Below are 15350 nucleotides of genomic sequence, written 5' to 3'. Positions count from 1 at the left end.
CTTGAATAGAAAACATTATGAAAAAACTAATATATCTTTTTGCATTCGCACTAGTCGCGTTTGGTTGCGAAGAATACAACGACCAGTTTGAAGGCTACGATGACAATTCAACTGAATTAGTAGAGAACCTTAGTTATACGTTAACAGACGAAGATTATGAGTCAATTGGAGGAGACCCTGGCGACTACTATAACTTTAGCAGTTACGCTCCGGCTGCTGATTACATTCCAGACTTTCTTGCTGAAAAATACCCCACACTTGATGTAAATTCAGCAGTAAATGTTACTTATAATTATTACAGAGGTGGATTGGATTATCTGGATTATTTAACCGAAGCGACAAGTTATGAATTAACGACAGCCGATTATGACTCGATGGGCGAAGATTCGGGGCAGCCTGGAAAATACAATAACTTCGATTCATCGACACCTCCTGAAGATTACCTGCCTGCATTCTTTACATCCAAGTATCCGGATGCACAAAACGGTAGTTTGGTATTTGTAACCTATGAGTTTTACAGTGGCGGCACAAGTGACGTGAGCGAGTATTATGAATTTGATGGATCAACCTGGGGAGCTATTGAAGTTGATTTGCCGGAAGGCGTTACCAGCTATAGATTAAGCTCAGACGATTATGATTCTATGGGTGAAAATTCAGGACAACCCGGAAAATACAACAACTTCGACTCATCAATGTCTCCCAGCAATTACTTGCCAACATTTCTGTCGTTGAAATTTCCGTATGCCATGGAAGAAAGCACTGTTGCCGTGGTTTACAAATACTATTCCAGTGGATCAACATCGAGCAGAGCTAAACAGTACACAAAAACTGCCGAAGGCTGGAAAGAATACCAAAGCACAATTGAAAAAACAGATCAGTTCCTGAAAACAAGTTCCGGTTGGATTTTTGACCCCTCCGTTCTGCTTACAATGTCATCAGATGATTATCAGATTATTGTTGACTATGTAAAAAGCGAATATGGAAGTGAATACGTTGACAGTTATGGAACTCAGGAATTCTATTTTGGTGCCGGAGCCTATTACGAAAACTTTGACTTTCGGGATGGTAAATTCGACTCCAGCTTTTCTTCTGGATTAGAAGCTGCAAAAGCCGGAATTGCCGAAGCATTATTGCCAATCAAATATCCGAATGCGGTTACTCAGGTTAGCGGAGTTGATGTGATGTACCTTGTCACTATTGCTGCTTACGATGGTGCTGATGCAGAGTACACCCTAAAATTTCAGTGCACGAAAGCGGGCCCTGATCCCCAATTTACTTTTGTCGAATAAAATACACTGATGCTATCAAGGCAAAGACCACCTCATCTTTTTCAGAGGTGGTCTTTTTCTTTATAAAGGAATCAACCGTCATTTAAAAGTTAACCCATTTCGTTTAATTTTATCAGATTCGTTTTGTGCATCACATTAAATAGGATGAAATATGAGATTCAAAATAGCAACACCGTCCATAACAATTCTGGCCATCCTCATCTGCTTTAACTTATCCATTGCTCAACCAGTTGGCTATTACAATGGCACCGAAGACAAAAGCGGAGAAGAACTAAAAACAAGCTTAAATGAGATCATCAGCAACCATGTTGATTTCTCGTACAGTTTTGCAAAAAACATAATCAATTACGCCGATGCTGATCCTGAGAATCCGGACAATGTTATTCTGTTCTACTTGCAGGAATCCCGCGCAGCCAGTAACTATGGAAGTGGTGGCGACTTCGTTAACCGGGAACATGTGTGGGCAAAGTCGCATGGAAACTTTAAAGGAATCTGGCCCATGGATGGAGATGCACACAACCTTCATCCGGCAGATGCTTCAGTGAATGAAGACCGGGGAAATAAAGATTTTGACAACATTCAACCGCAAGGATCGCAGCACCCGGAAGCACTATATTGCTACTATACCGATTCGACCTGGGAACCGGGACCAAAAACCAAAGGGCAAGTAGCCCGAACCTTATTTTATATGGCTACCCGATACGAGGGCGAAGGAGATGAACTGGACCTGGAACTTGTCGACCACAATCACACCTATCCATCGGCACTGCACGGCAATTTGGATGCCTTGCTGCAATGGAATCGCGACTATCCTCCATCGGACTTGGAACGACGCAGAAATGAACGGGTTTTCGAGTCGCAGCAAAACCGCAATCCTTTTATTGATCATCCTGAATTTGCTGATTTTATTTGGGGCAACAAATCTCCATCGGGCATTGAGTTTTCTGAATTTCAAATGGCTCCGGAGTTTCCTTCGATAAACGATGAGTTGACAGTTACCATAAGAATTGAAAGTGAGCAGTCACTACAGACAGTCTCCCTTTTTTGGGGTAATGAATATGCTTCGGAAGATAACCAAGTCAGCATGGAAGCGGATGGTAAAAGCTATTCAGGAACAATCATGCCAACCGGTTTTTCTCCCAACGAGCTTTTACATTTAAAGGTTAATGCCGCCAGCACGGACTCAGTTTACACCTGTCATGTAAGCTATCGCTTTCCAGAAGAAATCAATCCCGAATCAATCACATCCATCAGCGAAGTTCAGGGAACACAACAAGCCAGTCCTCTCCTTGGGCAGGAAGTTACCATTGCCGGACGGATTACGGCCAATTATGATTATTCCTTCTACCTCGAAACCGATGATGCAAAATATAGTGGAATCAATATTTACAATACACTAATACGCGGCAAAGTTGGCGACAGTTTAATTGTGCGTGGTACCATTGAAGAATACAACAATCTGACCGAGATTGGCAATATCAGCTACATATACAATTACAAAACCAACAAGACAATGGCGCCAAAAGTCATTACAACCGCTGACTTTAGCGAAGAATATGAAGGAATGTTAGTCACGGTTAACAAAGTAAGCTTTCAAGATGGGGGTCAAACAATTCCTGACGCAAACACCTCCTTTACCTTTTCAGACCAAGCAGGAACCGGGGTTTTCTTTGTTTCCAGCAGCTCGCGACTAGTTGGCGAAACCCTACCAACCGGGCACATGAACATAACAGGCGTTTTGAGTCAGTATAATCAAACCTACCAGCTACTGCCGCGCGATAAAAACGATTTCCAACTATTAACTGACTCTCGGGAAATACCGCGAGCCACTGAATTTGCTTCAATTTATCCGAATCCGGCATCCGAGATTCTATACATTGAAAGCTCTAAAGAAATCAAGCACATTAAAGTTTTCAGTTTAAGCGGGCAATTGATAAAAGATATAACTGATCAAACCGATCAAATTAGCGTTTCCAATCTTAGCCCGGGCCTTTACTTAATTCATTTAATATCACCCGATGGCCATTCTGACTATGAAAAGTTTCTTAAATCACGCTAAAATTTAAAAACACATAAAAAGGGAGTTGTAGCAGCAGCTCCCTTTTTTTTATCTCATCATAATTTGAAATCTTCAATGATCGTTTACCTTAAAGGTATTCAATAAAACTCGCATACCCACATCAACAAAATTTCACATACTCGCTTCTTATCAGCAAACTCATTACTGTCTGTTTTTAAAAAGATTCCTTATCCTTTCCACCAAATAATTTTCCTTGCTTTTAAAAAATATTTTTGAGAATTTTACTACCTACTAGTACCAACCAGTTGGGCAGTAACTAAAATTAATAAAAATGAAAAGCTACAAACTACTTTCACTACTACTATTTATTTACCTGGGCATCTCATGCTCAAGCAAATATGAAGATGTACCTTTCGAAGAACCTGACCCAAAACCATGGGAAGATCCGGAAATTGTACAAATCAACAAAGAAGCGCCAAGAGCACATTACATTCCCTACGCAACAGCAGAACAGGCCATCGCCGATGAAAAATGGGAATCACCCAAGCTGCTTTCACTCAACGGAACGTGGCAGTTTCATCTGGCACAAAATCCAGGCGAACGTCCGTTTTGGTTTTTCAAAAACGATTACGATACGGGTGATTGGGATGAAATCAAAGTCCCTTCAAATTGGGAGGTTGAAGGATTTGACTACCCTATCTATACCAACGTGAAGTATCCGCATGCTAAAACTCCTCCACTCATTCAAGACCATTACAACCCGGTTGGTTCGTATAAACGTACCTTTACGATTCCTTCAGATTGGAAAGAAAAAGACATCATCCTGCACTTCGGTGCGGTGAGTTCGGCCATGAATGTTTGGTTGAATGAAGAATTTGTCGGTTACAGCGAGGACAGCAAAACACCTGCCGAATTCAACATCACACCCTTGCTAAAAGAAGGGGAAAACACGCTTGCCGTTGAAATTTTTCGATGGAGCGATGCCAGCTACCTCGAAGATCAGGATTTTTGGCGCCTCAGCGGAATGACCCGCGACGTTTTCCTGATGGCCAGAAACAAGCAAAACATACACGATTTCAGGGTAACAGCCGGACTGGACGAAAACTACCAGGATGGAACATTTGTCTTGAATGTGGAACTGGTTAATTCGGCCGATGCCGCTCAACAAGTAAGTTTGGAAGCCGAATTGTTTGACGGAACCACATCTGTTAAATCTTTTGAGCAAACCGTTGAATTGGCCAATCCCAGTGAAATAGTTTCTTTTGAAGAAACATTCGCTGATGTAAAAAAATGGTCAGCCGAACATCCAAATCTATACTTGCTTCTGCTCACCCTGAAAGATGAAGCGGGCAAAACCATCGAAGTCATTGGCCAGGACGTTGGCTTCCGCACAGTTGAAATTAACAATGCGCAGTTGATGGTGAATGGCGAACCAATCTATGTTAAAGGTGTAAACTTGCACGAACACAATGATGTTACCGGACATGTGCAGGATAAGGAAACCATGCTCAAAGACATTGAGTTGATGAAAACCCATAACATCAATACCGTTCGTACCTCACACTATCCGCAACCCGAATTGTGGTACAAGCTCTGCAATGAATATGGACTTTACCTGATTGATGAAGCCAATATCGAATCGCATGGGATGGGATATGGAAAAGAATCGCTGGCCAAAGACCCGATTTGGGCAAAAGCACACCTTGATCGTACCAAAAACATGTTTGAGCGCGACAAAAACCAGCCATCGATCATTATCTGGTCGCTTGGAAACGAAGCAGGAAACGGAGTCAATTTCATGGCCAATTACAAGTACCTGAAAGAACAAGACTCGACCCGCCCGGTTCAGTATGAACAAGCTCACGGCGGCGAAAATACCGATATCAATTGTCCGATGTATGCCAGCATCGACCATATGGTTAAGTACGCAAAATCGGATCCTGAAAAACCAATGATCCAGTGTGAATACGCACACGCCATGGGTAATAGCGTTGGTAACTTACAAGACTATTGGGACGCCATTGAAAAGTATGATGTTTTGCAAGGAGGTTGCATTTGGGATTGGGTTGACCAGGGACTGTTGACAACCAACGAGGAAGGCGAAGAATTTTGGGCTTATGGCGGTGATTTCGGACCGGATACGGTTCCATCGGATGGGAACTTCTGTAACAATGGACTGGTTGATCCTGACCGTGACATAAAACCTCATCTACTCGAAGTAAAAAAGGTGTACCAGAACATTGGTTTTACAGCTAAAAACCTAAAAACCGGCGTTGTTGAAATTGAAAATAAATATGCCTTCACCAACTTGTCCGAGCTGAATTTGAGTTGGACCATTACCGCAGATGGCGAAGTGGTAAAAGAAGGAACGCTGAACGACTTTGAGTTGGCTCCAGGAACAAAAAAGCAAGTACAACTGGATTACTCCATCGACCCAAAACCGGGTACCGAATATTTCCTGAACTTCTCAGCGAAAACGAAAACTGATCAAGGACTGGTTCCTGCCAATTATGAACTGGCTGCCGAACAAATGAAACTGCCTTTCGAAAAGGCAGCACCGAAGGCCAACATCACTGAATTTCCTACTCTTGAAGCCAATGAAACCGATTCAGAAATCACCATTCAGGGCAAAGGTTTTAGTCTGACTTTCAGCAAGGAATCCGGTGTATTAAGTAGTTTCCAGTCTGGTGATACCGAACTGCTAAAAGCAGGCCCGATCCCAAATTTCTGGCGTGCACCAATCGACAACGATTACGGAAACGACCTACACAAGCGCAGCCGTGTATGGCGAAAAGCCGGTGAAAATAGGAAAGTAAACTCCGTCAAGCTCACGAAAAAAGCAGCCAACCAATTGGTGGTCGATTTCAAATTTGACTTAACCAATGAGCAAGATCAAAAAATTGCTGACTACAACTCCACTTACACGATTTATGGCAGCGGCGATGTGGTAGTTGCCAACCAGTTTAAAATGGCCAATGACGAGCTGCCTGAGATTGTCCGCATGGGTATGAATCTGCAAATGCCTCGCCAGTTTGACCAGATGAGCTGGTTGGGTCGTGGACCGCACGAGTCCTATTGGGATCGTAAAACATCCGCTTTTGTAGGTAAGTATTCCGGATCAGTTGCCGACCAATACTGGGCTTACCTGCGTCCGCAAGAAAATGGTAACAAAACCGATGTCCGTTGGATGACCATCACCAACGAAGACGGCAATGGCCTGCTTTTCGTAGGACAACCACTACTGTCAGTGAGTGCACACCACAATATCATGGAAGATTTCGAATCGCCCGAACGCACGGATGGTCGCCAGGAAGATGGCGTGAAGCCTGTGCATCGGCATATCGATGATGTAAAACCACGCGATCTGACTTCGGTAAATATCGATTATAAACAAATGGGAGTTGGCGGTGATACCAGCTGGGGTGCCTGGACACACGATGAATACCGTTTAACCGGGAAAAGTTACAGCTATTCCTTCCGGATGCGCCCGATTACATCTGGCGTTAATCCCGTAGAAAATGCAAAATTGAAACTCAATTAGTACCGATTACCCTTAATAACGAAGCAAATCCCTGGCAGATACTTGTTCTGTCAGGGATTCTCGTTCTATATAAACAGATAAAAGTTAAGCCTGATCACTTCAAAATCAAAACATTTAAAGATTGTTATCTGTTTTTTTAGAGGAATTCTTAATTTTGCGCCCACTATTCTGAAAAAAGGAGTATTTCAAGATGGAAAAGTTATTGATACAGGAGATGTTGGAAGAGAAAGGTTTTATTGATGAAAAAATCGATCCGAAGTTAAAATTGGTCGAGGAAATCAATCGCCTGAAAAAGGAAAAGAACGCCGTCATTTTAAGTCATTATTACGTTGATGGCGAACTACAAGATATTGCCGACTTTGTGGGAGATAGCCTGCAACTGGCTCAAGCTGCTGCAAAAACTGAAGCTGACATCATCGTATTTGTTGGTGTTCATTTTATGGCTGAAACAGCAAAGATTATCAATCCATCTAAAAAAGTTATTCTGCCCGATTTAAAAGCCGGGTGCTCGCTAGCCGAATCAGCTCCTGCTGAGAAGTTTGCTGAGTTTAAAGCGAAATATCCCGATCACAAAGTCATTTCGTATATCAATTGTACTGCCGACTTAAAAACGATGACTGACATTGTTTGTACTTCATCCAATGCGGAAAAAATTGTGGAGAGCTTCCCCAAAGATGCTAAACTGATTTTTGCACCCGATAAAAATCTGGGTAACTACATCAACAGCATTACTGGTCGCGATATGGTACTTTGGGATGGCGCATGCATGGTACACGAAAAATTCTCGATTGAACGGATCATCAGCCTGATGGACGAACATCCGGATGCTGAATTTATCGCACACCCCGAATGTGAAAAACCGGTTTTACTGCTGGCCAAACACATTGGGTCCACGAGCTCCTTGCTTAATTTCGTTCAGGAAAGCGATGCCAGAAAGTTTATAGTGGCAACTGAAAGTGGAATCCTCCACCAAATGCAAAAAGCCTGCCCCGATAAACTATTCATCCCTGCTCCCTCAACAGATGAAACTTGCGCATGCAGCGACTGCTCCTACATGAAACTGAATAGTTTACAAAAACTATACATCTGCATGAAGTATGAACAGCCTGAAGTACAGCTTTCTGCAGAAGTTATCGAGAAAGCGAAAGTGCCCATTATCCGCATGCTTGAAGTGTCGAAATAGCTGTTCAAAACTTTCAACCACATCACTATTTCATACATATCGTGAGTTGATATCGAAAAAATATCGCCGAACAGCCCACGACTATTGACTTTTAAACAACTACCTGTTGATTAGTTTTAGTGCGAAGACACCAATCTGCACTTGCTGATTTCATATCTTCGTACTAAGCAAAAAAATATCTTATGCCATACCGAAGATTGCCAAACACAGACCAAGCGAGGATGAAAGCCATCGAAATGGCGTTGGAGAAAGGAAAACGCACCGCGTTTAGTGAGCTGGCATTTGATGCCTTAACACTCGGAAAAATTCAAATTCTATATCCTCGACTATCAAACTCCATTCGTCAGCTACAAGCAAGCAAGCAAATACAGTTTGACAGATCTAACGAGTATGGCACCATTTTCAAGAAGGCCAAGCTTTACCTTTCGCACTTTGTACAAGTACTGAATTTCGCGATTCTTCGTGAAGAGATGAAACCTGAAGTTCGCGAATTTTATGGCATGCCATCTCATTCGGCTAAAGTTCCTCCACTAAACTTAGAAAATGATGTATTGGCCTGGGGCGAGCGCATTATTTCTGGTGAGCAAAAACGTTGCATGCAGGGTGGAAGCGCCATTTATAGTCCGTCTATCGCGCTGGTAAAAGTTCATTACGAAAATTTTAAAGACGCTTTTCATCACCAAAAAATACTGCAAAATAATGTAGACCGTGCCACTTTAAAAGTGAAAGAAATGCGCGAGGATGCAGATGCCCTCATTCAGGATTTATGGAATCAGGTAGAAGAAAAATTTTCAGATTTCCCTGCTGACCAACGGCGTGAAAAAGCACAGGAGTATGGTCTCGTTTATGTTTTTCGACAATCTGAATTGAAAAAAATGGAAGCGGAAAAGCTCCAAACAAACCTAAGCTTTAACTAGCAAAAGACTTCTTTTTCAGAAAGAACAACAACAAAACGGACAGGATTAAACCGACAATGGCCAAACCGGGTGAACTGCCATACGAATCGGAATACTGATTAATCGCTTCAACCGTTTCACTCCCCTGTTGCTCGCTATGCAGAGCTAACACTCCAATTGCATTATTAAAGAAATGAGCCAGTATTGGCAGCCAGAGAGAGCCCGAGTAAACCAGCAAATAGCCAAATAATCCACCAAGTAGCATGCGTGGTAAAAAGCCGTAAAACTGCATGTGCAAGGCACTAAACACAAAAGCTGAAATCCAGATTCCCCAATGATAGTTCTCGGTCATTTGAGTGAAAATTTTCTGAATCACTCCACGAAATAATAACTCTTCACCAATAGCAGGAATTACAGCAATCATAAAAAGGTTGAATAACAATCCCCAAACGGTTTCAACCTGAATAAAACGGTCAATCATTTCGGTTGCGCTATCTTCCATGGTGCGCATCCAATTTTCAAATCCAGCCATCGACTCCGGAAAGGTCATCTGCTGATTCAACTCGCCTAAAAAGCCCACCAAAGGTCCGGCAGCTAAAACAGCCAGTAATCCCAAAATAATACTTTGGATATCGATTTTCTGCTTTAAATTCAAATACGAAACAATATTTCCGTCGTACAAATAAGCGATAACTAGTGGCGGCAACACAAAAAGCCCAATAGACTGCACCACCTGAAAGTATTTTAGCAATGCGATTGTTGACGGATCGGAGAGGTTCTCGCCGGATAGTCCATTCATCATACCAGAAACTCCAATAACCGGAACAATAGCTAAAATTGAAAGTACAAACACCAACAGAAAAGAAACCAGAATAATGAAAGCAGCAAAAATAAACTGAGACCAGGGATTCATCCCCCGAAATGCTGTAATCGCCATAATTGTATTTTTTTTAGAGGCCTAAAGATAGCTCCTGTTAAGCGAAAAAAAAACCTTCATATTCTCCAAAAACTAAAATGAAAACCCAACACTTCCGATTAACAACTCGAAACCTTGAACTTGAAACTTTGAACTCGAAACTTGAAATGCTAAACTTCTACGTTTTTATATCTTTGCGTCCTGAAATTTTGACAAAGTGAAGATTGGATCAATTGAATTAGGCGAAACACCATTGTTTTTATCGCCGATGGAAGAGGTTACTTACAAGTCGTTTCGAAATATTTGCAAGAGATATGGCGCGGATGTGGTATGCACAGAATTTGTCTCGTCGGAAGCACTAATTCGTGATGTGGAGAAGACCAAACAGAAGATGAGACTGTATCCCGAAGACCGGCCGGTGGCCATCCAGGTTTATGGCTCCAATATCGATTCGATGGTGAGCGCCGCCAAAGCTGCCGAAGAATTCCAACCCGATTATATTGACATCAACTACGGCTGCCCGATGAAAAAGATTGTCAATAAAGGAGGAGGAGCCGGCATGCTGCAAGATCTGGATAAAATGCAAAAGATGACCGCCGAAATCGTAAAAGCCGTTTCGCTTCCGGTAACTGCCAAAACCCGGTTGGGCTGGGACCAGGATTCGATTTCAATTCAGGAGGTGGCTGAGCGGTTGCAGGATGTCGGCATCCAGGCGCTAGCCATTCATGGTCGCACGCGCAAGCAACTGTATACCGGCGAAGCCGATTGGAGCAAAATTGCAGCGGTTAAAAACAATCCACGAATCCACATTCCAATTATCGGAAACGGCGACATCAATGGTGCCGAAAAAGCCAAGCAATGCCTGGATGAAAGCGGTGTTGATGGCTTGATGATTGGCCGGGGAGCAATTGGTCGCCCATGGATTTTCAATGAAATTAAGCACTATCTGCAAACCGGAGAGCTACTCCCGCCACCAACGGTTACCGAAATTATTCAGCGTACCCGCGAGTTTATGCAAATGACCCTCGACTGGAAAGGCCACGAACGCCCAACTATTTTGATGATGCGCCGCCACTTTGCCAAGAGCTTCCCGGGCTTGCAGGATTTTCGCCCGCTCCGGATCAAACTCTTGCAAGCTGCGGAAATGGATGCTGTTCAGCAAATACTGGACGAAATTATTGAACACTATGGCGAGGTACGGGTTGATTATACAAACGTCAGTTTGAAATGAACAAGGAAGAATACAAAGATTTTTACAATGAGCAATCTTTTAAAAACAAACTTCAAAAGTTTGCTAAAACAGCCGGTATCCAAGTGGTTTACTCAGCCTTGCTTTTGTATTACATGATGAAAGACCCATCGGTTCCTCTCCGATCCAAAGTCATCATTGCTGCCGCTCTGGGCTATTTCATTTTTCCAACCGATGCCATCCCTGATTTAGCTCCGTTGGTTGGTTATTCTGATGATCTGGGTGTGCTGATTTTTGCCCTTTCGCAAATAAGCGACAGCATTACTACCGAGCTTCAGGAAAAAGCGAAATCGCAACTTCGTTCGTGGTTTAATGATTTTGATGAAGAAAAACTGGACGAAATCCACGCTAAGATTTTCTAAAAACGATATCGCTGTGGTCGTCATCCTGCAGTCGTTTCAGGATCGGAACCAATTGACAAACACCCACTGAAACAAGCTCAGACCGACCTGTTAAAGTTATTGTCTTGTACTTTCAACACTTCTTTCCATCTTGCTTCAAAACAGAAGATTCTATTCCTGGCATTATTTTTGACTTTTGGTAAACAACAAGCAATTAAAAGTCTCAAAGCCATGAAACGAACACTACTTACACTTGCAATTGTGATTGTTGCCTTCTTATTGAATCAGGAAACAGCATCGGCACAGGTAACTGTCGCCCAAAAACCAACTCCACCGGAGTACAAACTTTCGCTGGCCGAAAAACCCGGAGCAGACTACCAACTGATACCAGGGCACTGGATCTGGCACAGGCCCTCAAAAATGTACGTTTGGGTTGGCCCCCGGTGGGTTGAAAAGAAGGAAAACAAAAAATGGAGACCGGGACATTGGCAGAAACAGTCAAAAGGCTGGAAATGGATTCCCGGTAAGTGGGAGAAAATTAAAAAGAAGAGATACTTTTTCAAGTAGTTGAGTTGTGTTTTTGTTTACTTGTTTGTTATGTGTTTTTTTGAGTTATAAGGCCGGAGTGATCCGGCCTTTTTTAGTTACTACACGCTCTAGTCTACCCATCTTTATTACTTTTGTATTTCTAAACACACAAGATGGAACTGCTTTCCCCTTTCGATTTAACGGCTTTACAATGGTTTTTCATGGCTGTTTGTGGCATGCTCATTGGCATGTCTAAAGTTGGAGTGCCCGGAGTTTCTCTCATCGTGGTTCCCATTTTAGCTTTTATATTCGGCGGAAAACAATCCACGGGCGTTTTGCTTCCTATTTTAATGATGGCCGACCTGTTTGGTGTGGGCTACTATCGCCGTCATGCCGAATGGAAATACCTGTTTAAAATATTGCCCTGGGCCTTTGTTGGAGTAGGCATTGCCCTGTGGGTTGGCGAAGTGGTAAACGATGAACAGTTTAAGGACATTATTGCCATTGTGGTTTTCATTTGCATTGGCCTGATGCTTTGGAAAGACCGCACGAAAAACGGTAGCCTTTTCCCCGACAGCTGGTGGTTCGCTGCACTCATGGGGGTTTTGGGTGGATTTGCCACCATGATTGGCAATGTTGCCGGCCCTATTTTTGCCATTTATTTACTGGCCATGCATTTGCCCAAAAACAACTTTATTGGTACAAAAGCCTGGTTCTTTCTCATCATCAATTTCTGTAAGTTTCCCCTGCATTTATTCGTATGGAATACGATTAGCTGGCAGAGTTTAAAACTTGATTTACTCACGCTGCCGGCTATCGCATTAGGTGCATTTCTTGGAATTTTACTGGTGAAACGGATACCCGAAAAAGCTTACCGGGCAGTGGTCATTGGAGTTACGGCAGTTTCTGCCTTTTTATTGCTAATTTGAGTTTGAATTAACCAGACATAAATAAAGACCAGCTCAACAAGAATAACAACAATCGATATGAAACGCTTACAACAATTTTTCAACAAACACACCGTCAAACAAGTATTGGATATTGGAACAGGCTCGGGTGACTTTGTGAAAATACTAAACGATACTTTTCAAGGCGAGGCTGATATCATCGGGGTCGATCCCGGCGAGCAGTGGCTCAAGGAAGCCCGCAACAAGTTCCCGCAGGACAACATCCGGTTTCAGTGTATGAGTGGCGAAAAGCTGGCGTTTGACGATCATGCATTCGATGTGGTGAGCATTGCCAACGCCCTGCACCATTTGCAAGACACGACCACAACATTGAGCGAAATGAAACGGGTGACCAAGCCCGGTGGATGGATCATTATCTGTGAAATTTCGGATGGTGAGTTGAACGAGGCTCAGAAAAATCAGCAGCTATTGCATCATTTCAAATCGTTTGTCGACCGCCTGCATGGCATCTCCCATCGCGAAACCTATACCCCGGATGAGATCAATGCCATCATCACCCAAAACCAAATTGACATACAGGAGTCGTTTACGCATTTAAAGATGAAGCAGCCCAAGTTTGAAGAGCAAATTCTGGATGAAAAATACGCGCAAATGAAAAGCCTGCTCGAAGAACTACAAGGCCGCCCGGAGTATGAAGCAAAAAAGGACCAACTCCCGCTATTCAAAGAACGACTGAAAAAATACGGCTTTCAAATGGCGCCTCAACACGTGGTGATTGGCCATGTTGAAAACGAAGCTTAATAAGTTAAACCCGGCCTTTTCAACGGTTCGAAAAGGCCGGGTTTAATTTATCTTACAAATCGTGACTCCCGTTCTTCTTACGTCACCCCTCTGTCAGCAGAAAAGCTGAGAGCTCCCCTGATTTTCAGGAAAGAGAAAGCGGGTTAGTTCATAATCATCTCCATTTATTTCATAACGTGTGCTAGCCATTGTATAACTATTGTACGAAATCCCTGTTCCAATTATTAACACCTACCTGTTAATGATGATTTTTGAGTTTTTTAATTGGCAGCACACATGCATCCTCTATGATTGACTACTTTTTTTTGGCACCGCTTTACTATACAAGATTGACCTAATTCTCAATCGTTTCTATCAAAACAGCTATAAGTTAATCAATTCAACAGAATAACTGATTTTAATAGCTTCTATTTAGTTTCATTAAAAATAACAAATCGACTATTTATTGTTGTACTATTGATTATAGCAAACGAATAAATCACGATGTACACTGCCTGTTTTATCGTTAGAAACTAGTCATCAGCAGTTCTATTCTGGTTCTCATAAACTGAGTTTCCACCCTAAATTTTTTGGACGCCGGAAACTCAGTTTCCAGCTCGTTTTAAATTCTGTTCGTGAAATCGACCCGATTTTTAGGGCAAATTCAGTTGATTTCAGCCTTTCGACCCGGTTTTCGGCCTCAGCTATCTTTGTTCGTCCAATCGACCGGGTAGCTGAGCTAAACAAGTTTTGTTGAGAGCGAAAACTCAGTTTCCAGCTTCAGCTATTTTTTCTCTCTTCACCAACCGGGTTTCCGGGAGCACTTAAGTTGGGTTCGTAAAATTTATTTTAATTTATCAGTAGTTTATTATGATTATTCCAACGTATTGTGTTAAATTAGACATCACCTATTAATCAAAAATCAAATTAATTTATGAGTTTAACACTTCAACCTTTACGATTTGCCAGCCTCTCCAATATGGAAGCAGGGCAGCTCATCAACCGACATCTTACCGATGTAGGAAGTATTGATCCTGGTTTACGAACCGACGAGCCTTTTAACACTTACGTTCAAAAGCTAACAGCTCAAAGCACTACTTACGAGAAGGCTCTGGCGCAAGTACAAACACACGAAGAAACGTTAAAAATTAGCCATGCCGATGATGATCGCGACAAAGCCAGCCGAGCCCTTGAACTGTGTGTAAAGTTGTATTTAATGTCAGACGACGAGGCAGAAGCAGAAGCTGCCCGCGGATTGAAAATTATTTTGCAGAACTTTAAAGGCTTATCCGCGCTCAACTACGAAGCAGAAACGATGGCCATTGACAAATTGGTGGATGAATTAGGTAAACCGGCCAATAGTCCAAAGGTAGAGCTACTGAACATGGAGAGTTATGTTACCCGCCTGACAACTAAAAACGAGGCATTTAAAGCACACTTCAATAGCCGCATACAATCGGAAGCACACGCCGAAGCTTATGACATGAAAGTGGTGCGTAAGGAAACATACCAAATCTATAAAGAATTTTGCAGCTACGTGCTAGCCATGGCAAAAGCGCTTAAAACACCCTTGTTTATTCAGGCATTAGACTTATTGAATGCCGGCCGCAGCTATTATGCAAACATGCTGGCCCGGCAAGGCTCGGGCGAACACGAGCCCCAGCAACCAACATAAAGTTATCTTCATTGGTTTTCTTTA

At 42.6% G+C, this 15350-nt stretch carries 12 protein-coding genes; 11 read left to right on the top strand and 1 reads right to left on the bottom strand.

Annotated elements, in window-relative coordinates; genetic code table 11:
* The first annotated feature begins 17 nt into the window (after positions 1-17).
* The 5 genes from ACTB00_RS09620 to ACTB00_RS09600 all read left to right on the top strand — a co-directional run bounded on the left by ACTB00_RS09620 (position 18) and on the right by ACTB00_RS09600 (position 8950).
* Positions 18-1289 carry a hypothetical protein gene (locus ACTB00_RS09620; RefSeq protein ID WP_463299701.1) on the top strand — a complete coding sequence of 424 codons (1272 nt, stop codon included), beginning with the start codon at positions 18-20 and terminating at the stop codon, positions 1287-1289.
* A 151-nt stretch (positions 1290-1440) separates the two neighbouring features.
* Complete coding sequence (locus ACTB00_RS09615; RefSeq protein WP_463299700.1) at positions 1441-3348, top strand: endonuclease; 1908 nt, start codon at positions 1441-1443, stop codon at positions 3346-3348.
* A gap of 292 nt (positions 3349-3640) precedes the next feature.
* Entirely contained in the window at positions 3641-6850 is a 3210-nt protein-coding gene (lacZ, locus tag ACTB00_RS09610; protein WP_463299699.1) for a beta-galactosidase, LacZ type, read from the top strand.
* Positions 6851-7040: 190 nt separating this feature from the next.
* Positions 7041-8033 (top strand): quinolinate synthase NadA, encoded by a 993-nt coding sequence (nadA, locus tag ACTB00_RS09605; RefSeq protein ID WP_463299698.1) that lies wholly within the window; start codon positions 7041-7043, stop codon positions 8031-8033.
* 182 nt (positions 8034-8215) lie between these two features.
* Positions 8216-8950, top strand: coding sequence for a hypothetical protein (locus ACTB00_RS09600; protein ID WP_463299697.1), 735 nt, complete (start codon positions 8216-8218; stop codon positions 8948-8950).
* Here ACTB00_RS09600 and ACTB00_RS09595 read toward each other — a convergent pair.
* Complete coding sequence (locus tag ACTB00_RS09595; RefSeq protein ID WP_463299696.1) at positions 8943-9866, bottom strand: lysostaphin resistance A-like protein; 924 nt, start codon at positions 9864-9866, stop codon at positions 8943-8945. The two genes, ACTB00_RS09600 and ACTB00_RS09595, sit on opposite strands and share 8 nt — an antisense overlap.
* Positions 9867-10062: 196 nt before the next feature.
* Between ACTB00_RS09595 and dusB the strand changes: the two genes are divergently transcribed.
* The 6 genes from dusB to ACTB00_RS09565 all read left to right on the top strand — a co-directional run bounded on the left by dusB (position 10063) and on the right by ACTB00_RS09565 (position 15326).
* The gene (gene dusB / locus ACTB00_RS09590) at positions 10063-11076 is read left to right on the top strand and encodes a tRNA dihydrouridine synthase DusB (protein WP_463299695.1); all 1014 of its coding nucleotides are present in this window, start codon (positions 10063-10065) and stop codon (positions 11074-11076) included.
* Complete coding sequence (locus ACTB00_RS09585) at positions 11073-11456, top strand: YkvA family protein (protein ID WP_463299694.1); 384 nt, start codon at positions 11073-11075, stop codon at positions 11454-11456. The genes dusB and ACTB00_RS09585 overlap by 4 nt, the downstream gene beginning before the upstream one ends.
* Before the next feature lie 210 nt (positions 11457-11666).
* A complete protein-coding gene (locus ACTB00_RS09580; RefSeq protein ID WP_463299693.1) occupies positions 11667-12002 on the top strand; it encodes a hypothetical protein in 336 nt (111 codons plus the stop codon).
* 134 nt (positions 12003-12136) lie between these two features.
* A complete protein-coding gene (locus ACTB00_RS09575) occupies positions 12137-12892 on the top strand; it encodes a sulfite exporter TauE/SafE family protein (RefSeq protein WP_463299692.1) in 756 nt (251 codons plus the stop codon).
* A gap of 57 nt (positions 12893-12949) precedes the next feature.
* Positions 12950-13672: a class I SAM-dependent methyltransferase gene (locus ACTB00_RS09570; RefSeq protein ID WP_463299691.1), complete on the top strand. Its 723-nt coding sequence runs from the start codon at positions 12950-12952 to the stop codon at positions 13670-13672.
* Positions 13673-14585: 913 nt separating this feature from the next.
* The gene (locus ACTB00_RS09565; protein WP_463299690.1) at positions 14586-15326 is read left to right on the top strand and encodes a DUF6261 family protein; all 741 of its coding nucleotides are present in this window, start codon (positions 14586-14588) and stop codon (positions 15324-15326) included.
* The last annotated feature ends 24 nt before the right edge of the window (positions 15327-15350 follow it).

Source organism: Sunxiuqinia sp. (genome assembly GCF_055140945.1).
The sequence above is the reverse complement of the archived record's forward strand: the minus strand, read 5'-3'. Positions and strand labels throughout refer to the sequence as shown.